The organism is Agromyces archimandritae (assembly GCF_018024495.1).
Lineage (GTDB): Bacteria > Actinomycetota > Actinomycetes > Actinomycetales > Microbacteriaceae > Agromyces > Agromyces archimandritae.
On sequence record NZ_CP071696.1, the window covers coordinates 3,058,063 to 3,079,297 of the forward strand.

The 21,235-nt window shown below is 69.6% G+C and carries 19 protein-coding genes; 15 read left to right on the forward strand and 4 right to left on the reverse strand.

The genetic code is table 11. From position 1 onward, the window contains the following. Window positions 1–38: 38 nt before the first annotated feature. A complete protein-coding gene (locus tag G127AT_RS14090) occupies window positions 39–1,220 on the forward strand; it encodes a cytochrome P450 (protein WP_210897917.1) in 1,182 nt (393 codons plus the stop codon). 10 nt (window positions 1,221–1,230) lie between these two features. After that, window positions 1,231–2,274 carry an alcohol dehydrogenase catalytic domain-containing protein gene (locus G127AT_RS14095; RefSeq protein WP_210897918.1) on the forward strand — a complete coding sequence of 348 codons (1,044 nt, stop codon included), beginning with the start codon at window positions 1,231–1,233 and terminating at the stop codon, window positions 2,272–2,274. A 60-nt stretch (window positions 2,275–2,334) separates the two neighbouring features. Here the strand turns inward: G127AT_RS14095 and G127AT_RS14100 are convergent, their stop codons facing one another. Both G127AT_RS14100 and G127AT_RS14105 read right to left on the reverse strand, forming a co-directional pair. Next, complete coding sequence (locus G127AT_RS14100; protein WP_210897920.1) at window positions 2,335–3,927, reverse strand: FAD-dependent monooxygenase; 1,593 nt, start codon at window positions 3,925–3,927, stop codon at window positions 2,335–2,337. Continuing rightward, entirely contained in the window at window positions 3,920–4,126 is a 207-nt protein-coding gene (locus G127AT_RS14105; RefSeq protein ID WP_210897923.1) for a ferredoxin, read from the reverse strand. Before G127AT_RS14105 ends, G127AT_RS14100 begins: the two co-directional genes overlap by 8 nt. Window positions 4,127–4,345: 219 nt before the next feature. Between G127AT_RS14105 and G127AT_RS14110 the strand changes: the two genes are divergently transcribed. The 12 genes from G127AT_RS14110 to G127AT_RS14165 all read left to right on the forward strand — a co-directional run bounded on the left by G127AT_RS14110 (window position 4,346) and on the right by G127AT_RS14165 (window position 17,096). Then, window positions 4,346–5,521: a cytochrome P450 gene (locus tag G127AT_RS14110; protein WP_210897924.1), complete on the forward strand. Its 1,176-nt coding sequence runs from the start codon at window positions 4,346–4,348 to the stop codon at window positions 5,519–5,521. A gap of 118 nt (window positions 5,522–5,639) precedes the next feature. Then, complete coding sequence (locus G127AT_RS14115; RefSeq protein WP_210897926.1) at window positions 5,640–6,617, forward strand: flavin reductase; 978 nt, start codon at window positions 5,640–5,642, stop codon at window positions 6,615–6,617. Window positions 6,618–6,663: 46 nt separating this feature from the next. After that, window positions 6,664–8,157, forward strand: a complete 1,494-nt coding sequence (locus G127AT_RS14120) for a 4-hydroxyphenylacetate 3-hydroxylase family protein (protein ID WP_210897928.1) — start codon at window positions 6,664–6,666, stop codon at window positions 8,155–8,157. A 34-nt stretch (window positions 8,158–8,191) separates the two neighbouring features. Continuing rightward, window positions 8,192–8,587 carry a Rieske (2Fe-2S) protein gene (locus G127AT_RS14125; RefSeq protein ID WP_210897930.1) on the forward strand — a complete coding sequence of 132 codons (396 nt, stop codon included), beginning with the start codon at window positions 8,192–8,194 and terminating at the stop codon, window positions 8,585–8,587. Further along, on the forward strand, window positions 8,574–8,906 hold the full coding sequence (locus G127AT_RS14130; RefSeq protein WP_210897932.1) for a hypothetical protein: 333 nt from the start codon (window positions 8,574–8,576) through the stop codon (window positions 8,904–8,906). Before G127AT_RS14125 ends, G127AT_RS14130 begins: the two co-directional genes overlap by 14 nt. Next, on the forward strand, window positions 8,903–10,144 hold the full coding sequence (locus G127AT_RS14135; protein ID WP_210897934.1) for an amidohydrolase family protein: 1,242 nt from the start codon (window positions 8,903–8,905) through the stop codon (window positions 10,142–10,144). Before G127AT_RS14130 ends, G127AT_RS14135 begins: the two co-directional genes overlap by 4 nt. A gap of 12 nt (window positions 10,145–10,156) precedes the next feature. Continuing rightward, window positions 10,157–11,170, forward strand: a complete 1,014-nt coding sequence (locus tag G127AT_RS14140; RefSeq protein WP_210897936.1) for an amidohydrolase family protein — start codon at window positions 10,157–10,159, stop codon at window positions 11,168–11,170. A gap of 33 nt (window positions 11,171–11,203) precedes the next feature. Beyond that, on the forward strand, window positions 11,204–12,214 hold the full coding sequence (locus tag G127AT_RS14145) for a DODA-type extradiol aromatic ring-opening family dioxygenase (RefSeq protein WP_210897938.1): 1,011 nt from the start codon (window positions 11,204–11,206) through the stop codon (window positions 12,212–12,214). A gap of 3 nt (window positions 12,215–12,217) precedes the next feature. Continuing rightward, window positions 12,218–14,005, forward strand: coding sequence for an ABC transporter permease (locus G127AT_RS14150; RefSeq protein WP_210897940.1), 1,788 nt, complete (start codon window positions 12,218–12,220; stop codon window positions 14,003–14,005). A gap of 3 nt (window positions 14,006–14,008) precedes the next feature. Then, the gene (locus tag G127AT_RS14155; protein WP_210897942.1) at window positions 14,009–15,112 is read left to right on the forward strand and encodes an ABC transporter ATP-binding protein; all 1,104 of its coding nucleotides are present in this window, start codon (window positions 14,009–14,011) and stop codon (window positions 15,110–15,112) included. A 14-nt stretch (window positions 15,113–15,126) separates the two neighbouring features. Next, a complete protein-coding gene (locus G127AT_RS14160; RefSeq protein ID WP_210897944.1) occupies window positions 15,127–16,254 on the forward strand; it encodes an ABC transporter substrate-binding protein in 1,128 nt (375 codons plus the stop codon). Window positions 16,255–16,385: 131 nt separating this feature from the next. Then, entirely contained in the window at window positions 16,386–17,096 is a 711-nt protein-coding gene (locus tag G127AT_RS14165) for a FadR/GntR family transcriptional regulator (RefSeq protein ID WP_210897946.1), read from the forward strand. An 86-nt stretch (window positions 17,097–17,182) separates the two neighbouring features. Here the strand turns inward: G127AT_RS14165 and G127AT_RS14170 are convergent, their stop codons facing one another. Continuing rightward, the gene (locus tag G127AT_RS14170) at window positions 17,183–18,634 is read right to left on the reverse strand and encodes an aldehyde dehydrogenase family protein (RefSeq protein ID WP_210897947.1); all 1,452 of its coding nucleotides are present in this window, start codon (window positions 18,632–18,634) and stop codon (window positions 17,183–17,185) included. A 185-nt stretch (window positions 18,635–18,819) separates the two neighbouring features. Then, the gene (locus G127AT_RS14175) at window positions 18,820–20,013 is read right to left on the reverse strand and encodes a PucR family transcriptional regulator (RefSeq protein WP_210897949.1); all 1,194 of its coding nucleotides are present in this window, start codon (window positions 20,011–20,013) and stop codon (window positions 18,820–18,822) included. 197 nt (window positions 20,014–20,210) lie between these two features. On the opposite strand from G127AT_RS14175, the gene G127AT_RS14180 reads away from it, so the two are divergent. Beyond that, a complete protein-coding gene (locus tag G127AT_RS14180; protein WP_210897952.1) occupies window positions 20,211–21,215 on the forward strand; it encodes an amidohydrolase family protein in 1,005 nt (334 codons plus the stop codon). Window positions 21,216–21,235 lie beyond the last annotated feature (20 nt).

Sequence of the window (21,235 nt, forward strand, 5' to 3'; positions counted from 1 at the left end):
GACCACGACCCCTCGACCCCTCGACCCTAGGAACGACCATGACCACCGCCGTCCTGCACGACCTCGACCTCACCTCGGAGGCGTACGTCTCCGATCCGCACACCGCCTACGACCGCATCCGCGAGGCCGGCGACGCCGTCTATCTCAGCACGCACGACGCCTTCGGGGTCGGCCGATACGACGCGGTGCGGCAGGTGCTCGGCGATTGGGAGACGTTCAGTTCCGCCCGCGGTATCGCCCTGAACGACCTCACCAACGAAGCGACCGCCGGCATGATCATCGCGACGGATCCGCCCGAGCACGACGCCCTGCGCGAAGTCCTCGCCGACAAGCTCTCGCCCAGGGCGCTGCGCGCACTCGGCGAGAGCGTGAACGCGCAGGCGGGGGTGCTCGTCGACGACCTCCTCGGACGCACGACGGACTTCGACGCGGTCGTCGACCTCGCCCAGGCGTTCCCGATCCAGGTGGTGCTCGACCTCGTCGGCCTGCCCGCCGACGGCCGCGATGAGGTGCTGCGCTGGGCCGACGCGGCCTTCTCCGCCGCCGCGCCGATGAGCGAGCGCACCATGGCGGCCTTCCCGCTGCTGCAGGAGCAGCTGGCCTACCTCTCGTCGATCCACCGCGACGACCTCGTCGAGGGGAGCATGGGTCGCGCGATCTACGATGCGGCCGACGCCGGCCGGATCGCGCAGGAGTCGTGCGTGCCGCTCATGTCCGCCTACGTCACCGCCGGCGTCGATACGACCATCAACGCCATCAGCAACGCCGTCCAGCTCTTCGCCGAGCACCCGGAGCAGTGGGATGCGCTGCGGCGCGACCGCAGCCTGCTGCCGAATGCGGTCAACGAGATCCTGCGCTACGACTCCCCGCTGCAGTACTTCTGCCGGGTGGCGACGCGGGATGCGGAGATCGGGGGAGACCCGGTGGCCGCCGGCTCGCGGATCGTCGTCTTCTACCCGTCCGCGAACCGCGACGAGCGCAAATGGGGCAATCCGCTGGAATTCGACATCGCGCGGCCGGACGCGGCGGAGCACCTCGCCTTCAGCTACGGGATCCACGGCTGCGCCGGGCAAGGCCTGGCCAGACTCGAAGCGCAGGCGATGCTCGGGGCGCTCGCGGAGCGCGTCGAGCGTTTCGAGGTCGGCGAACCGGTGCGCCGGCTCAACCAGTTGATCCGGGGCCTCGCGCATCTGCCGACGAGCGTCCGGCTCGCGGACTGAGGCGAAGGGGATGCGCAGCAGCTGGGCCTCCGGCCCGTACGAGATCGCGATCGCGGAGGTCGAGGAGCCGACGATCCTCGACCCGCACGACGTCGTCGTCGACATCGCCTATGCCGCGATCTGCGGATCCGACCTGTGGCCGTATCGCGGCCTGGTGCCCAAGCACGCCGCCGGCAGCACCGGTCATGAGTTCCTCGGCGTCGTCAGCGAGGTCGGCGCCGAGGTCGTCGGGTTCCGCATCGGCGACGCCGTGATCGCCCCCTTCATGCATGCCGACGGCAGATGCCCCGAGTGCCGGGGCGGCCTGCCGTCGCAGTGCGCGCAGGGCGGGCTCTGGGGCCGTGACGGCGCCGGTGCGCAGGCGGAACGGATCCGGGTGCCGCACGCCGATGCGACGCTCGTGGCCTTGCCATGGACCTTCGGCGAGCTCGACGACGAGCTTGCGAGGCGACTGCTGCCGCTCGCGGACGTGTTCGCGACGGGCTACCACGGGGCGATCCTCGCCGGCGTCTCACCGGGCGACACGGTCGCCGTGGTCGGCGACGGCGCCGTCGGGATCTCGGCTGCCGTCGGGGCTCGGAAACTGGGGGCGGCGCGCGTGCTGCTGCTCGGGGAGCAGGAGGATCGGCTGAGGATCGCCGAGGGATACGGGGTCGAGACGGTCCAGGTCACCCGGGATGAGCCCGGACCGGAGCAGTTCGTCGCCCGTCACCCGGAGCTGCGCGTCGACCGGGTCGTCGAGGCCGTCGGCATGCAGGCCGCGTTCGACACCGCGCTCGGCATCGTCCGCATCGGCGGGAGCGTCGGATTCGTCGGAGTGCCGCACGCGGTCGACCCGGTGCCTCCGATGCAGTTGTTCGGCAAGGCGCTGCATCTGGCCGGCGGTACCGCCCCGGCCAGGGTCTACCTCGACCGCTTCGTCGCCGAGACCGCAGCCGGGCAGCTCGACATGTCGCCGCTCATCGATCTCGTGCTGCCGTTCGACGAGATCGCAGCCGGCTACGAGGCGATGCACACCGGTGCCGCCCTGAAGGTCGGATTGCGGGTGCGCTGATCGGGTCTGGGGCGGAAGCGGGGGTCTGCGGACCCCCGCTTCCGTGTGCCCCGGGGCGGGTCAGGCCTCGTAGCCGATCGCGATGCGGAGCGCCGGGGCGGCGTCTTCATCGCTCGCACCGGCCCAGGCCACGAAGTGGTCGGGGCGCACGAGCACGAACGGTGCGTCGTACGCCGCCGCCGTCGCCGCGTCGACACCGATCGCCCGGATCGGCACCCCGAGCCTGGCAGCGACTGCGACGAAGGCGTCGGGCGCCGTGCCCGGCGCGTACAGCACCCCGAACCCCCGGCCGAGGGCGCCGAACAGCTCGGCTCCGGATGCCGTCGACCCGGGGGCGAGATGATGGCCGGCCCGCGCGCGCATCTCGTGCGCGCCCACCGCGCTCGGTCGGCCTACGGCATCCACCACCGGGGATCCGGTGTAGTGCGGCTCGAATCGATCGACCTCGTCGACGGCGTCGCTCGTGCGCGCCGCCCAGGCGCGTTCGAAGGCACCGCGGTCGCGATCGGGGTGGAACGCCGCGAGGAATCGGCGATCGTCGAGGATCGACTGCTCGATGAAATGATCGCGCGTGGCCGCGAAGACCGGGCGCCGCTCCAGGTCGTAGGAGTCGAGCAGGGCCGGTCCGGCCCACCCGTGCAGTTCGGCGGCCAGCTTCCATCCGAGGTTCCTGGCGTCCTCGAAGCCCGAGTTGATGCCGTACCCGCCATAGGGCGGATGGCTGTGCGCGGCGTCGCCGGCGACGAGGATCCGGCCGCTGCGGTAGGTGTCGGCGAGCGTGAACCGCAGATCCCAGAACCCGAGGTACTGCGTCTCGAATGCGATCGGGCGGCCGATCGCCCGTGCGAGCACGGCCGACAGGTCGAGGGACTCGGCGGTCGTGCCGGCGGGGACGGGGCAGTGGAAGAACCAGGTCTCGCTCGCGTCGACGCGGCCGAAGAACTGCCAGTAGCCCTCGAGGTCCTCGTTCATGACGTTCGCGAACGCCGTGTCGGGGAAGCGTTCCATGACCCGGTCGAACTCCGCCGAGCGGAACACCGCGAGCACCATGCGGCGGTCGTGGTCCGCGCGCGTCTGGGAGATCCCCGCGCCGTCGCGGACCAGGGATCCGCTGCCGTCGGCCGCGACGACGTAGTCGGCGATCACGTCGAGGGAGGCGCCCGTCGCCCGCGAGACCGCGCGCACCCGTGCGGAGTCCGCCTCCTGCGAGACCTCCGTCGCCGCCCACTCCCAGAGCGGGCTGACGGCGTCGAGCTCCGCGACCCGCTCGCGCAGCACCGACTCGGTGCGATACTGCGGCAGGCGCATATTGGGCGCGGCGTAGTAGGCGCCGACGCTGTCGCGCCGCAGCCACGGGTAGGCGTAACCGCTGAACAGGGAGCCGTAGGCCGTCATACCGGCTGAGCGCTGCGCCGCGGTCATCGTCCGTGCGGCGACGAGGCGCTCGTCGAGCCCCCAGAAGCGGAAGTGCTCGACCGTCCGCTGCGTGAGGTTCTGGCCTTTCGGCACCGGCTGCGGTGAGGCGTGCTTCTCGATGAGCACGACGTCCACGCCTTCCTGGGCGAGGGTGATGGCGACGGCGGAGCCGACGGGTCCGCCGCCGACGACGGCGACCCGAGTGCGCAGGGTGCCGCTCTCGCCCCGTTCAGACACCGGCGCCGATCCGCAGGGCGGCGACCGGGCAGACGCGCACGGCCGCCTCGGCACGTTCGAGCTCGTCGTCGCCGTCGACGTCCTTCCGGGTGTGGAGGATGCCGTCGTCGTCGAGCTCGAGGAGGACGGGCGCGGCCTCGGCGCAGAACCCGTACCCCTCGCAGCGGGCCTGGTCGATGATGATGATGCTCGTTGGCATGGCGTGTTTCCTCTCGTGCGGATGCGCATCGGCGAGCGTCCGCACAGGCAAGCGTAGGCGGCTCGCGCGAGCGCGCATCACGCGCGGAGAACAGCTTCCGACGATGTGTCCACTCAGGTGCGCGGAGCGTCGGACATCGTGCCGGAACCGACGGCGAACGCTTCGACGTAGCCTGGGCAGCGCCGGTGCGAGGATGCGCCGGCCCTGGAAGGAGACATCATGACGGCCGTCGTCGAGACCGAGCTGGATCTGTTCAGCGATGAAGCCCTCGCGGACCCGTATCCGCTCTACCGACGGATTCGCGACGCGGCCCCGGCGGTGCGCCTCGACCGATACGGCGTGTGGGCCCTCGGGCGATACGAGGACGTGCGGGCCGCGCTCAACGACTGGCAGACCTTCACCTCTGCGGAGGGCGTGGCGCTGAACCCGGCGTCCCGGGCCACGACCGGCGGTCTCATCATCGCCACCGATCCGCCCTACCACGATGTGCTGCGGGGCGTGCTCACCGAGAAGCTCTCACCACGGGCGCTGCGGGTGCTCCGCGGCGGTCTCGAGGAGCAGGCGCGGGTGCTCGTGGACGCCGTCGTCGACCGCGGCGAGTTCGATGCGGTCGCCGATCTGGCGCGCGCGTTCCCGGTGCAGGTCGTTCTCGAGCTCATCGGGCTTCCGGCGCAGCTGGCCGATCGTGCGCTCGCCTGGGCGGATGCGGCGTTCAACGCGGGCGGCCCCGATGTGCCGCGGACCCGTGAGGCGATGCCGCTGCTCGAGGACCAGTTCGCCTACCTGGCCAAGATGCACAAGGAGGACCTCGTCGAGGGCAGCTTCGGCTGGGTGATCTTCGACGCCGCCGATCGCGGCGTCATCGCCCGTGACTCCGTCGTGCCGTTGATGAGCGCATACGTGACCGCCGGTCTCGACACGACGATCAACGCGATCAGCGCCGGCGTGCGCTATTTCGCCGAGCATCCCGATCAGTGGCGGATGCTGCGCGAGGACCGCAGCCTCATCCCATCGGCCTTCAACGAGATCGTCCGCATGGAGTCACCGCTGCAGTGGTTCAGCCGGGTCACCACGCGCGACGTCGATGTCGACGGCGTCGTGATCCCCGCCGGGCAGCGGGTCCTCATGCTCTACGGCTCCGCGAACCGCGATGAGCGCAAGTGGGGCCCGGATGCCGATGCCTTCGACATCCGCCGGGACGCGATGGACCACATCGCCTTCGGCTCGGGGGTGCACGGTTGCGCAGGGCAGGGCCTGGCGCGCATGGAGGGCGCTGCGGTGTTCTCCGCCCTCGCCGACCGGGTGGCCTCGTTCTCCGTCGGCGAGCCCCGCAGGCGGCTGAACAACCGCATCCGCGGCTTGGCGGAACTGCCGACGACGGTCTTCGTCGGCTGAGCCCTCGCGGTCCGCCGTTCCGATAATCGGACCCGGCGTCCCGGTCCTTGACACGTCCTGTCAAAACAAAAAACAATAAGACAGTTCGTACGAGGCGGTACGCGAGAGAGGGACGAAGATGTCGGATCACTCACCGGGGGCGATGGCCGCGACCCAAGACGGGTTCAAGCAGGCCGCACGGCGGTTCGCGAGCGGGGTCACGGTCGTCACCACCAGGCTCGACGACGACACCGTCCACGGCATCACGGTCTCCTCGTTCGCGAGCCTGTCGATCAACCCGCTGCTGATCACCGTGTCGCTCATGTCCGAGAGCCGGATGCTCGGACTCGTCAAGGACTCGCAGCGATTCGCCGTCAGCATCCTGGGCGAGGACCAGCAGGACGTCTCCGCCTACTTCGCCACGCGCGGCAGGCCGGAGGCCAAAGGCGGCTTCGACGGGATCCGCACCGTCGCCGGCATCACCGGCTCGCCGATCGTCGACGGGGCCGTCGCCTACTTCGACTGCGAAGTCCACGAGATCGTCGCCGGCGGCGACCACGAGATCCTCGTCGGCAGCGTCGTGGCGACCGGCGGCAGCAGCGGCAAGCCGCTCCTCTACTACGACGGCGACTACCGCAGTCTTCCCGGCGACGACGACCGCCTCGCAGACGGCGTGCGGATGCAGGTGCGCCTCGCCGGCCTCGAGACCGGCGAGATCCTCGAGACCCAGTCGGCGATGGATCCCGCCGTCGCTGCGCTCGCCGCCGCGCATGCGACGGCCGAGGACCTCGAGGAGCTGCAGCGTCTGCTCGACGAGGAGGCGGCGGCGATCGGCGACCAGGTGGGCTTCACCAGGGTCGGGATGGACTTCCACGTCGCGCTCGCGAAGGCGTCGAAGAACCGTTTCCTCCACGCCTCCCTCGAAGCACTGCAGCGCGAACGGCAGCTGCTGTTCGCACCGCGCAACGAGATCGCGAAGTCGCACCGCTCGCACGACTACCACCTCCGCCTCGTCGACGCGATCGCCGCCGGCGATCCGCAGGCGGCACGGGCCCTCATGGCCGAGCACGTCGGCGTGATCGGCGAAGGCCTGCAATCGGAGCTTCAGGTCCGCTGAGCGGCACCCGCCGCACCGGACGAGACACGGAATCGATGAGGAGATCATGACGGACACGTATGCGAAGACGCAGTTCGAACAGGTGCTGCTGACCAGCGGCCTGGGCGCCCTCACGGGGGAGCGGTACAAGGAGTCCCTCCGCGACGGACGGGAGGTGTGGCTGAACGGCGAACGCATCGAGGACGTCACCGTGCACCCGGCGTTCAAGGGCACCGTCGACCGGCTCGCCGAACTCTACGACCTGCAGCACAGCGAGGGGCTGCGGGACGTGATGACCTACGTCGACGAGGACTCCGGCATCCGGCTCAGCAAGTCCTACCTGCTGCCGCGCACCCTCGACGAGCTCAAGGAGAAGTACGCCAACAGCCACGCCTGGATGCAGAACACCTGGGGGCAGCTCGGCCGCTCGCCGGACTACATGGCGAACGTCGTCGTCGGCCTCTACGACTTCAGGGATGAGCTCGAGGGCAACCGCGAGGGCTTCGGCCAGAACGCCGTCGACTACTGGAAGCACTGCGCATACAACGATCTCGCGCTCACGCACGCCCTCGGCGACCCACAGATCGACCGCAGCAAGTCCGTCCTCGACGACCCAGATCAAGGCCTCAGGATCATCGAGGAGCGCGAGGACGGCATCGTCGTCCGCGGCGCCAAGCAGCTCGCCACCCTCGCACCCCTCTCGAACGAGGTGCTCTCATACCTCTCCGCGAGCTTCGCCGTCCGCGAGGCCGAGGAGTTCGTCCTCTGGTTCGCGCTGCCGATGAACACGCCCGGTTTGAAGATCCTCTGCCGCGAACCCCTCGGCGACCACGAGTGGGGCCACGGGCATCCATTCGCCCGTCAGTACGACGAGCAGGACTCGATGCTGTTCTTCGACGACGTGTTCATCCCGTGGCAGCGGGTCTTCCTGATGCACGACGGCCCGCTGGCGCTGACCGGGCTGCGCCGCATCACCCCGTGGGCCGGCTACAGCTCGCACATCAGGTTCGAGCAGCGCATGAAGACCTACCTCGGCGTGGCTTCCCTCGTGGCGGACTCCATCGGCGTCTCCGGCTTCCGCAACATCCAGGAACAGCTCGGCGAGATGACCTCCGTCGTCGAGATCGCGCGCTTCCTGACCCTCGCGACCGAGGCCCAGCACACGACGACCTCGGGCGGGCTCGTCGCGCCGGTCAGCTCGCCGGCCGTCGGCGTCTACTCGGCCAACATCTCGGGGCGGATGCAGGAGATCCTGCGGCGGATCGCGGCCTCGGGCATGCTCATGCAGCCCAGCCAGGCCGACCTCGACAGCGAGGAGCTCCGGCCCTTCCTCGAGAAGTACATGAAGGGCGCCGACGGCATGGGCGTCGACGAGAAGGCCCGGATCTTCCGGCTCGCCTGGGATCTCGCCGGCGACGGTTTCGGGCAGCGCCAGGAGCTGTACGAGTTCCTGCACCGCGGCGACGTCACCCGCAACCTGATCGGCCTGTACCACCGCTACGACAAGTCCGATCTGATCGGGCGGATCAAGACCATGGTCTCCGCACCCCTGCCGGAGTAACCCGGACGTCCCGCATTTCGCAAGAGGAGTGAACATGACAACAGGCACACCCACCGTCCAGGCCACGAAACGGGTCCACGTGGGATCGGAGGCCGAGTTCGAGGAGGGCTCGCGCAAGATCGTCGAGGTCGACGGCAAGCGCGTCGGCGTCTTCAAGTACCGCGGGAAGTACCGCGCCTACCTGAACGTCTGCCTGCACCAGGGCGGGCCCGTGTGCGAGGGGAAGTACTTTCCCCGCACCACCGCCGAAGTCAACGACGGCGGCGAGCTCATCAAAGAGGGCTCCGACTTCGACTCGGCCCATCTCGTCTGCCCCTGGCACGGGTGGGAGTACGACCTGGCGACCGGCGAGCACGTCGCCGACAGCTCGTACGCCCTGAAGAAGTACACGGTCACCATCGAGGACGGAGACGTTTATGTTCAGCAGTGAGACGACCACCATCGACCAGGGCACCATCGCCGAGCTGGCCGATCGCATCGAGGCGTTCGACGCCGGCGCCGTGGTCGCCGACCTCCCGGTGGAAGAGGTGCAGCGGATCTTCACCGCCGCGTTCCACCTGTACGCCCGGCTCGCCGAAGAGCGCAGCATCGGCGATCCGTTCACCCAGGTGAACGAGATCACCGCCACCCAGGTCGTGACCACGGCGCTCGCGATCCTGCACTCGCAGAACCTCGAGGTGTTCGAACTCGCGCTGTGGCAGTCCTGGGGAGGAACCCCCTGGAAGAACGAGAAGGAAGAAGCCAAGTGAGCCGAGAACTGTACACCCGGAGCAACGTCTGGGTGGAGAACACGCTCTCCAACGCCCGCGAGCAGGCCGCCGATCGCGGCTACGACGACTTCCTCATCGTCGACGTCGACGCCCACCACTACGAGAACCGCGCGTGGGCGGACATCGTCCCGTTCATGGAAGACGGCCCGATGAAGGAATGGGCCCACGCCCAGGTCTACCGCGGCAGCACCGGAGGCGCGAGCATGAACGCATCCGCGGCCCTCACCGGCGTGCAGATCGGCAACCAGGAGGTCGGCGGCCGCATCGTGCGGGCCGGCCGCAACTTCAAGGACGCCGTCACCGAAGCCGACGACGAGCGACACCACGACGTGGTGCGGATGCTGTGGGCGATGGACAACATGGGCGTCGACTACACGGTCATGTTCCCCACGCCGATGCTGAATCTCGGCATGCACCCGCAGATCGAGGCGGAGGTCTCGCTCGCGCGGGCCTACAACCGCTGGCTCACGCAGGTTCTGCTGCCGCAGGACGACCGGATCAAGACGATGATCTACCTGCCCTTCAACGACCCGAAGGCGGCGCTCGAGTTCGTCGAGGAGTTCGGCGCGCTCGACTCGGTCGTGGGGTTCATGGTGACGAGCGTCCGAAACCGCATGGTCCACCACAACGACTACGCACCGGTGTACTCGGCGATCCAGGACCTCGGCAAGCCGCTCGCGTTCCACGCCGCCTACAACTGGAACGAACCGAACCTCGCCCAGCTGAACAAGTTCATCTCCATCCACGCGCTCGGCTTCACCACGAGCAACATGGTGCACCTGACGAACTGGATCATCAACGGCCTGCCCGAGCGGTTCCCGGATCTCGACGTGCTGTGGATCGAGAGCGGCCTCGCGTGGATCCCGTTCATGATGCAGCGCCTCGACAACGAGTACATGATGCGCACCTCCGAGGCCCCGCTGCTGAAGAAGCTGCCGAGCGAATACATGCGAGACATGTACTTCTCGACGCAGCCCATGGAGCTCCACCACAACGAGAAGGCGCTCGAGGTGACCTTCGAGATGATGGATGCCCCGAACCGCCTGCTGTTCTCCTCCGACTACCCGCACTGGGACTACGACCTGCCCTCGACGATCTACGACCGCCCCACCCTCAGCGAAGAGGACAAGCGGAAGATCCTCGGCGGCAACGCCCAGCGGCTGTTCAAGCTCCCCGACGGCGTGCGCAAGAAGCTCGCCCGCGCGACCGACTGGTGAGACGGGCCAGCGATGATCATCGACATCCATGCGCATCTGAGCTCGCCGCCGGAGCTGTACGCCTACAAGGGCGCCCTGCTCTCGCATCGGGGAGCCCACGGTCGCGGGCGGGTCGCCGTCGATGATGACCGGATCCGGGCCGCGTTCGAGACGCCGAACCCGAGCTTCGGGAACATCTCGCATCTCGACCACATCGACCAGGCGGGCATCGACGTCCAGCTGATCTCCCCGCGCCCGTATGCGGCCGGGCACAGCGAGGAACCGGCGAAGCTCGTCGAGTGGTACACGGAGGAGACCAACAACCTCATCCACCGCTCGGCCGAGCTCTACCCGGACCGCTTCCGCGGCGTCGCCGGCCTTCCGCAGGCACCCTCGCTCGGCCCCGAGCGCTGGGTCCGCGAGCTGCGCCGGGCGGTGCAGGAACTCGGCTTCGTCGGCGTCCTGCTGAATCCGGACCCGATGGAGGGCACCTCCCCGCCGCTGCCGGCGCTCGGGGACCGCTACTGGTACCCGGTCTACGAGGCGATGGTCGACCTCGGCGTGCCCGCGCTCATCCACTCGGCGGCGTGCAAGCCTCCCGCCCGGGAGTCGTACAGCCTCCACTTCATCGTCGAGGAGACGATCAACCTGGTCAGCCTCGTGAACTCGCAGGTGTTCGACGACTTCCCGGAGCTCAAGGTGATCGTCTCCCACGGCGGCGGCGCCATCCCGTACCAGGCCGGGCGGTTCATGCCCGGTGCCCTGCGGGGCGGCGGCCGCCCGTTCGTCGACCGGCTGCGCAACGTGTACTTCGACAGCTGCCTCTACACCAGGGAGGCGCTCGAGCTGCTGATCCGCACCGTCGGAGCCGACCGGATCCTCTTCGGATCCGAGAAGCCCGGTACCGGCTCGTCGAAGAACCCCGAGACGGGCCGCTGGTTCGACGACATCCACGTGCTCCTCGACGAGATCGAGTGGCTCCCCGTGGAGGAGCGCGAAGCGATCCTCCACGGCAATGCCGAGCAGCTGTTCCGGCTGCACGGCTGACCCCGTCCTTTTCCGAAGAGAAAGGCACCTCCCATGGCAAACCTCGTGCTCGGCGTCGGGACCTCGCACGGCCCGATGCTCGTCACCCCGCCGGAAGAATGGCACCGGCGCGCCCAGGCCGACCGCGGCAACACCTCCCTGAACTTCCAGGGCCGCAACTACGACTTCGAGGGGCTCGTCGCCGCACGCGGCACCTCGGAGTTCGAGGGCCGGATCAGCCTCGAGCAGCACCTGGCGCGTCACGCCAGAGTGCTCGCGGCCGTCGAGAAGCTCGGCGCGGCGATCGACGCCGCCGAACTCGACGCGCTCGTCATCGTCTCCAGCGACCACAAGGAGATCTTCGACGACCAGGTGCTCGCACCGTTCACCGTGTACTGGGGCGAGGAGATCGACCACATGCCCGTGAACGAGGCGTCGCTTGCGAAGATGGGGCCGGGACTCGCGCTCTCCGCACGGGCGTACGCAGCGAACGAGCCGACGAAGCTCGCGGGCTCGCCGGAACTCGCGAAGGCGATCATCGACCACTCGATCAACGCCGACTTCGACGTCGCGTCCTCCCTCATGCTGCCGGCCGGCAAGCACGGCAACCACGCCATCCCGCACGGCTGGGGATACGTGCTCGAGCAGGTGCTCGGCGGGCGCTACCTGCCGGTCGTGCCGATCTTCGTGAACACGTTCTGGAGCCCGACCCCGCCCACCGCGCGGCGCTGCTACGCCTGGGGCAAGGCGATCGGGGATGCGATCCGGTCGTGGGACGGCACGGCGCGGATAGGGATCGTCGCCTCCGGCGGACTCAGCCACATGGTCATCGACGAGGCGTTCGATCAGCGCGTGCTCACCGCCCTGCGCGAGGACGACGCAGAGGCGCTCGGCGCGATCCCCTCGACCTGGCTCGAGAGCGGCTCGTCGGAGATCCGCAACTGGATCGTCACGGCCGGCGCCATGTCGGGCTCCGGCCTCGAGATGGACCTCGTCGACTACGTGCCCTTGTACCGATCCGAGGCAGGCACCGGGAACGCAGCCGGTTTCGCCCTGTGGGGCTAGCCCATGCCCGCTCAGACCGTGACAGCGCCGTCGCCTCCGAACGGGCGTGCCCTCCGCAGGATCCGCCTGCCCCTCCGGAGCCGGGTCACCCTCGGCATCCTCTTCGTCCTCGTGACGCTGCTCTTCGTGGCCCCGGTGGCGATGCTCGTCGTCGGCGCCTTCCGGACTGCTCCCCCCGGGCAGGCGGGGGAGTGGTCCGTCGAGGGCTTCCTGCGCGCGTGGACGGATCCGCGCACCCTGGAGCTCCTCGGCGCGACCGTCGTGCTCTCCGTCATCGTCACGGTCGTGTCGATCGCGATCTCGATCTCGATCGTCTATGTCGTCACCCGCACGGACGCGCCCGGCCGGCGCTGGGTCACTCCCCTCATGGCCGTGGTATTCGCGACGCCGACCCTGTACTTCGCGATCAGCTGGGGCATGCTCGGCAACCGCCAGGTCGGGCTCATCAACACCACCCTCGGCATGCTCATCGGCCAAGAGGCCCACCCGGTCGACATCAACAACTGGATCGGCGTCGGCTTCGTCATGGCGGTGAAGATGGTCGCCTCGCACTACATGCTGCTGATCGGGCCCTTCTCCTCCATCGATCGCTCGCTCGAGGAGGCCTCGCAGGTCTCCGGCGGCGGGAGGTTCCGCACCTTCCTCCGGGTGACCCTGCCCGTCATGGCGCCGACGATCACGAGCGTCATGATCCTCGCCTTCGTGGTCGCGCTCGGGGCGCTCGACACCCCGCTCGTCATCGGTACGCCCGCAGGCGTGGAGGTCTTCAGCAGCCGCATCTTCGGATACATCCGCTTCGAGGCCGCCCCCGACTATGCGGGCGCGAGCGCCCTGTCGATCCTGCTCGCCGTCATCATCGTGACGATCGTCCTGACCCAGCAGGCCGTCCTCGGCAAGCGGAACTTCACGACGATCACGGGTAAGTCCTACCGCACCGAGCCGTGGAAGCTCGGCGGCTGGCGCTGGGCCGCGTCGGCCGCGGTCGGCGTCTACTTCCTGCTCGCGCTCGTACTGCCGCTCATGCAGCTGTTCCTCGGATCGCTGCAGCCGTTCTTCGGCCTCTGGTCGAACCTCGGCTTCGGCAACTACGCGAAGATCTTCGCGCGCAGCGACCTCAGCCAGGCCGTGACCAACACGATCGTGCTCGGCGTGTTCGGCGGCTGCGCCGCCATGATCGTGGCGTTCGCGCTGCTGCTCGTCGCCCGGCGCTTCCCCGGGCGGCTCACCCGCACGATGATCCTCTTCACCTGGCTGCCGTGGGCGTTGCCCGGGGTCGTGCTCGGCCTCGCGATGTCGTGGGCGTTCTTCTCCGTCCCCGGCCTGTCGTCGCTGTACGGCACGGTCTGGGTGCTCGGCATCGCACTCATGGTCGCCGTCGTGCCGCTCGCCGCGAGATCGCTCGACGGCCCCCTGCAGGGCGTCTCCGCCGAGCTCGAGGAGTCGGCGCGAACGAGCGGGGCCGGCGTCGTGCGGACCTCGATCGGCATCACCGTCCGGCTGCTCTCGCGCAGTTTCCTCAGCGGATGGTTCATCACGGGCCTCGTCATCGCGTCGAACTTCGACGTTCCGATGCTGCTGTCGACCTCGACGAACCCGAGCGTGCCGGTCATCGCGTACCAGCTGTACACCCAGGGCGATACGCCCATCGCGGCGGCCCTGTTCTGCCTGCTGATCGCGTTCATCGTGGTCGGCTACGCCGCGATCCAGCTGCTCTCGTTCATCGTCAGAAATCTCATCCGCACGGTTCGGCGCCAAGCACCGGCCGCGCTCCACGCGAAGGAAACGGTGTAAGACATGGCCGGTGTGACGATCAGTTCGCTCGCCAAGGCGTACGGCGACAGCACGGTGTTCGACGGGCTCGACATCGAGGTCGAGGACGGCGAGTTCCTGACCCTCCTCGGGCCGAGCGGCTGCGGAAAGACCACCACGCTGCGCTGCGTGGCCGGCCTCGAACAGCCGAACGAGGGGCGTATCGACATCGGCGGCGACAACGTCTTCGACGGGACGAAGAACCGCTTCGTCCAGCCGCAGCATCGCAAGATCGGCATGGTGTTCCAGAACTACGCGCTCTGGCCGCACCTCTCGGTCGCGCAGAACGTCGGCTACCCGCTCCGCATGCAGCGGGTGCGGCGATCCGAACTGCGCTCCAGGGTCGAGGAGGCGCTTTCGCTCGTCAGCCTCGCCGATTACGCGGAACGCCCGGCGACCGCGCTCTCCGGCGGGCAGCAGCAGCGCGTGGCCCTCGCCAGGGCGATCGTCAGCAGGCCGCGGGTGCTGCTCTACGACGAGCCGCTCTCCAACCTCGACGCCAAGCTGCGCGGGCAGATGCGCAACCTCCTGCTCCGGCTGCACCGCCTCGTGCCGACGACCTCCGTCTACGTGACCCACGACCAGGTCGAGGCGATCACCCTCTCGGATCGGATCGTCGTCATGCGCGACGGTGCGATCGAGCAGATCGGCACGCCCCGGGAGATCTACACGCGGCCTGCGAATCCGTTCGTCGCCGACTTCCTCGGCTTCGACAACATCGTCGACGCCGAAGTGGTCGACCGCGGAGCCGGCAGCGGCGTGCGGGTGCGACCGAGCGGCTCCGACGCCGTGTTCGCGGTCGGCGGCGACGGCGGGCCGGCCGGAGCCGAGCGCGTGACCCTTGCCGTCCGCGCAGACCGCCTCCTCGTCGACCCCCGCCCCGAGCGGCCGGGACCGGCAGCCGTGCGGGCCACGGTCGGGTACGTCGTCTACCTCGGAGACGAGCTCGAACTCGGGGTGCGGATCGGCGAGACCCGACTGACCGCCCGGATCTCGGCATCCGCCCTGACCGGGGGTCTGCCCGTCCAGGGCGACGAGGTCTGGCTCACCATCGCCGAGGAGGACATCGTCGTCCTCCCGTCTGAATAGGAAAGAGGAGCGTCATGGATCTGAAGAAGACCGCATCCATCGGTCTGGCCGGCATGGCGGCCGCCGCCCTGCTGTTGACCGGCTGTGCGGACACGGGCGGGGCCGAGGCCTCGCAGAAGAAGGCGACCACGTCCGAGGAGGACATCGCCCTGCTCGGCGGCAAGGCAGCCGCGGCGGAACTCGACGATCTCTACGGCGCCGCCGTCGACGCGGGGGAGGGCACGGTCACGATCTACGGCCCGTCGGACCAGGCGCTCGCCGATGCCGGCCTGTACCGGCTGTTCGAGGAGCGCTACCCGGGCATCGCGGTGAACATCGTCACGACGTTCGGGGCGGAGATGGATCAGAAGGTGACGAATGAGGCGGCCTCGGGCAACGGCCTCGGGGATGTCGTGCACACGGGCACGACCGTCATCAAGTGGGCCGACAGCGGCTTGCTGGAGCCGTTCACCCCGGTCGGAGCGGCCGAGCTGCCGGAAGGCCTCGCCGACGGCGAGGGACGGTTCTTCGGCAACCAGTTCGGGGCCATCGGCTTCATGGTGAACACCTCGAAGATCGACGTCGCCGATGCGCCGCAGAGCTGGGCTGAGCTGCCCGATTCCCGCTACGGAGGCGAGCTGGCGATGACGAGTCCGACGGGTGCGGGCTCGCTCTCGGACATCATCTCGACCCTGATGTACGCCGGGGAGCTCGACCGGGACGGGCTCCAGGAGCTCAAGGACAACAAGCCGCTCGTGGTCGGATCGACCGATCTGGTCGTCCAGGCGGTCGTGAGCGGTGAGCGCCCGGTCGGCATCGGGATCGGCATGACGGCCTATCTCAAGGCGAAGGAGGCCGGGGCCCCGGTCGACTTCGTCTTCCCGATGGAGGGTCGGACGCCGGTGGTCGTCACGAACGTCGGCATCCTCGCGAGCGCACCGAACCCGAACGCGGCGAAGCTGCTCGCGGCCTGGCTGCTGACGCCCGAGGCGGCCGCGGGCCTGCCCGCGGGGGGCCTGTACGGGGTCCTGCCCGACAGCCCGGCGCCTGAGGGCTTCCCGACGCTCGCTGACGCCGAGGTGCTGCTGCCGCCGCCGGCCGAGGAGATCCCGTCGAACTCGAAGAAGACGCTCGACGCCCTCTCCGAGATCTTCGGCGGCTGAGCCGGCCGTGATGCGGCGGATTCCGCGGAGGGCGGCGGTGCCGCCGCCCTCCGGCGCATCGCGCGGGCCCTGGGCTACTGTGGCAAGGGTGAGCGCAGGACCGAAGCCCGATGAGCCGGTGACGAGGCATCATGAGCGGTGAGCAGACGAAAGCCGCGGGATCGCCGAGCTGGGGCGCCGTGCGCTCCCGCCGCCTGTCGAGCGAGGTCGTCACCCAGGTGATGCAGACGGTGCTCGACCGGATGGCCCCGGGCGACTGGCTCGGCAGCGAGGCGACCCTCGCCGCGGAGTTCGGGATCTCGCGCGTGACCTGTCGCGAGGCGATCCGCGAGCTCGAAGCCAAGGGCGTCGTGGAGGTGAAGGTCGGCGCCGACGGCGGCATCCGGGTGGCCCAGCCGCAGCCTTCTCGCGTCGCGGAGGTGCTCGCGGTGCAGATGCATCTCATCGGGATCTCGCATGATGAGATCGTCGCCGTCCAGCGAGCGCTGAGCCCGGTGGCGGCCGAGGCCGCCGCCGCCGATGCGACGGAGGCCGATATCGCCGCAATGGTCGGGCTGCTCGCAGAGCAGGAACAAGCGTTCGGCGACCGTGAACGCTTCACCGAGGTGGGGATGCGCTTGCATGCGCGGATCGGCGAGGCGAGCGGGAACCGGATCCTCGCCATCGTCTTGAGCGCCCTCGATCCGCTCGAGCAACCGGCGTTCTCGACGCACGCCGACACCCAGCGCTCCCGCCGGGTCCTCGAAGCGCACCGGGCGATCGTCGACGCCATCGCCGCACACGACGGCGCGGCGGCGAGGGCGGCGATGACGGAGCATTTCGAGGCCTTCGGGGCGCACTGAGGCCTTCGAGCAGCACCTGAGGCAGCCGGGCGCACTGAGGCCGTCGGTCCGGTGAGCGGCTCCCGCGTTGGCGGGAATCGCTCGCTTCAGCGGCGGGCGACGCCTCTGGCGGTGACCCACTGCCAGGCGGTGAACTCGTCGAGGTTCCAGTGGCCGCCATAGCGGCCGCCGTTGCCCGACTGGCCCATGCCGCCCATCGGAGCGTGGGGTGCATCGGCGATCGTGCTGCCGTTGACGTGCACCATGCCGGTTCGGAGTCGCGCGGCGAGGCGCAGCGCACGATCGAGATCGGCGGTGTGCACGGCGGCGGCGAGGCCGTACTCGGTGCGGTTCGCCAGGGTGACGGCCTCCTCGTCGCTGCCGAAGGTCGTCACGGCCATGACGGGGCCGAAGATCTCCTGGTCGAAGGCGGCGTTGCCGGGTTCGACGCCGACGAGGAGGGTCGGGGTGAAGAACGGGCCGTCGTGCCTGCCGCCGACGAGCAGTTCCGCACCGCCGGCGAGGGCGTCGTCGACGATGCCCTGCACGCGTTCGGCCTGCTGCGTGCTGATGAGGGGCCCGAGTTCGATGCCGGGATCGGTCGGATCGCCGACCCGCAGGGCCGCCGTGTATTCGCGCAGCCGCTCCACGTAGGCCTCCGCGATGGACTCGTGGACGAGGTGCCGGCCGGTGGCCATGCAGATCTGGCCGTTGTGCAGGAGGGAGCCGCGGCAGGCCGCTCGCACCGCCTCGTCGAGGTCGGCGTCCTCCAGTACGATCAGGGCGTTGTTGCCGCCGAGTTCGAGGACGGCGCGCTTGAGCAGCCGCCCGGCGAGTTCGCCGACGCGGCGGCCGGCGGCGGTCGATCCGGTGAAGGAGATCACCTGGGTGTGGGGCGAGGCGACGAGCGCCTCACCGGTCGCCGGCCCGCCGGGGAGCACGTGCAGGACGCCGGGCGGAAGGCCGGCCTCCTCGAAGGCTCTCGCGATGACGAGGCCGCCGGAGACGGCGGTCTTGGGGTCCGGTTTCAGGACGACCGCGTTGCCGAGCGCGAGGGCGGGGGCCACGGCGCGCATCGCGAGCAGGAGGGGCGCGTTCCATGGGGCGATGACTCCGACGACGCCGACGGGGATCCGGCGCGCCATCGACAGCACATCCGGGTGCTCGTGAGGGAGGAGTTCGCCGGTCGGCCGGTCGAGGAGGCCGGCTGCGGCGCGGAGCTCCTCGGCGGACTTGCGGAGCTCGCCGTCGATCTTCGCGGCGATGGCGCCTTCTTCCCGTTGCATGATGATGCGATCGGCCCGGGGGAGCGTTTCGAGGGCATCGGCGGCCCGGCGCATGATCGCGGCGCGCTCGTCGAAGCCCCGCGCGGCCCAGGCGGGCTGGGCGTCGGCGGCGGTTCGCCCGGCGTTCTCGACGTCGGCGGCGTCGCCGAGGCCGACGCGGCCGATCGCGGCGCCGGTCGCGGCATCGCGGACGGCATGGTCGCCGCCTCGCGGCACGACCCAGCCGCCGTCGTAGACGGTGCCGGAGTGGAGGTTGGTCGCGAGCACTGACATCGGGTTCCCCGTTCGTCCTTGAACTTCAAACCATATTACTGTCTTATATTAACGGGCAACGAGGCCGGACGGTCGAATGCTGCGGGCGGGGATTCGGAGGGCGGATGAGCACCATCGGCACGGCCGAGGCGCGGTCGCGGGCGGCGCAGCCGCGCGCCGGGTCACCGCGAGCGGGCCGGGGCGGCTCAGAGTTCGATCGCGGATGCGTCCTGCCGAAGTCCTGCGAGCGCGGCGACGCGCAGCGCGACGTGCAGCTCACGCCTGACGAGCCCGTCGCCGAGATCCGCATCGGAGATGGCGCGGATCCGGTCGAGCCGGTAGTACAGGGTGCTGCGGTGGATGTGCAGCCGCTGCGCCGTCCGCTGGGCGTCGGCTCCGCTGTCGAGATACACCTCGAGCGTCTTGGCGAGATCCGGGCCCGAGCCGGCGGTGAGGAGTTCGGCGACCGGATCCGGCAGGTCCGCGAGGCTCATCCTGTCCAGGGGGAGCTGCAGCAGCAGGCGGTCGACGCCGAGATCGGCCCAGATCGCCGTCGCGCCGTATCGGTCCGGGTCGCGGATCGTGGCGCGTACCGCGATCCGCGCCTCGCGGCGGGAATCGCGGACGTCGGCCAGGCGTTCGCGCGAGGCCCCGCCGCCGCCGCGCGTCGTGGCGTGGAGCGGGTCGTCGACGAGGCCGCGGAGCCGAGCCGGATTGATCTCGCGGGGGATGACGAGGACGCCCTCGCCGTCGATGACGGTGCCGACGGCCTTCAGCGAACTGATCCGGGAGATCTCCTTCAGCGCCCGATCGATGACGAGGCGCGCGCCCGCGTTCGAGCGGTCGATATCGCCTCCTCCGGCCCGGAACACCATCGCCGAGTACTGCGGTGCAGCCGAGATCAGCCCGTCGTGCAACAGCTCGTCGGCAGCCGACTCGCGCTGGTCCTGCTGGCCGTCGAGGAGCCGCGACATCAGCTGCAGCACATGGTCGGCGCCTTCGCGGCGTTCGGCCTCGCGCGCCGCGAGGAGCGCGCCGAGGTCGTCGCGCGCGGCGACCACCTCGGGCAGGTCCCGGAGGTCGGGGTCCTCGTCCTCTCCGGGCACGTACGAGACGTAGCCGGTGACCCGTCCGCGGTAGCGCAACCCGGCGACCACCCGCGAGGGCACGTTCGCCGCGACCGGCAGCAGGACGGCGCCCGGGGCGCGATCGACGCGGTGCTCCGAGATCATCGCGACGGCGCGTTTGGAAGCCCGGTGGGTGAGGATCATGCTGAGCCGGGCCCGGTCGATCTGCCCCTCGTGCACGCTGAAGGCGGCGACGTTCAGATCGCCGTCGAAGACGATGACGGGGCGGCCGATCCGGTCCGCGAATGCCTGCACCGCTCCATCGAGGTTCATTGCCATAGTGGATCTTTCCTGACATGCGCCAGCGCTGGCGCGTCACACGAGCGTACATGCTCCGACACCGTGTCGGACTCGCCGGGGGCGACTTCGCGCACGCCTCCGATGACCGGCCGCCGCCGCCCTCGTAGCGTGAGTGGGGCCCGAACGGGAGCCCATCCCACGACCCACGAACGCAAAGGAGCGCGCGAAGAATGATCGTCGACGTCCATGGACATGTCTCGGCTCCCGAGGCGCTGTACGCCTGGAAGGCGAACCTGCTGTCGCATCGAGGCGCCCACGGGGTGCGAGCACCGAAGCTGACGGACGAGCAGATCCGGGATGCCTACCACGCGCCCAATGCGAGCTTCGGCAACGTGTCGCACTTCCACCACCTCGACGGAGCCGGCGTCGACATCCAGTTCCTCTCGCCGCGTCCGTACCAGATGATGCACAGCGAACAGCCCGCGAAGATCGTCGAAGCGTTCACGACCGAGGTCAACGACGTCATCCACCGCTCGGTCGAACTCTTCCCCGACCGCTTCCGCGGCGTCGCCGGCCTCTCGCAGAGCATGGATCTGCCGATCGAGCAGTGGCTGCCCGAACTGCGGCGGACCGTGACCGAGCTCGGCTTCGTCGGCGTCCTGCTGAACCCCGACCCGTACGAGGGCCTCGCCGTGCCGCCCGCGCTCGGCGACCGGTTCTGGTATCCGCTGTGGGAGGCGCTCGTCGAACTGGGCGTTCCCGCGATCCTGCACTCGGCCGGCTGCCGCCCTCCCGCCCGGGAGCCCTACTCCCTCCACTTCATCCAGGAGGAGACGGTCGGCATCTGGAGCCTTATGAACTCGCGGGTCTTCACCGACTTCCCCGAACTGAAGATCGTCGTCAGCCACGGCGGCGGGGCCATCCCGTACCAGGTCGGCCGGTTCCTGCCGAGCGGCGTGCGGAACGGCGCGACCCCGTACCTCGAGAAGCTCCGGTCGCTGTACTTCGACACCTGCCTCTACACGCAGGACGCCATCGAGCTCTTGCTGAAGACGGTCGGGGTCGACCGAGCCCTCTTCGGCACCGAGAAGCCCGGGACGGGTTCCCAGATCGACCCGGCAACCGGGCGCTGGTTCGACGACATCCACCTGCTCGTCGACGACATCGAATGGCTGAGCGACGAGGACCGGGCCGCGCTCATGCACGGCAACGCCGAAGCGCTGTTCAAGCTCTGACCAGGTGCACGAGAAAGGAA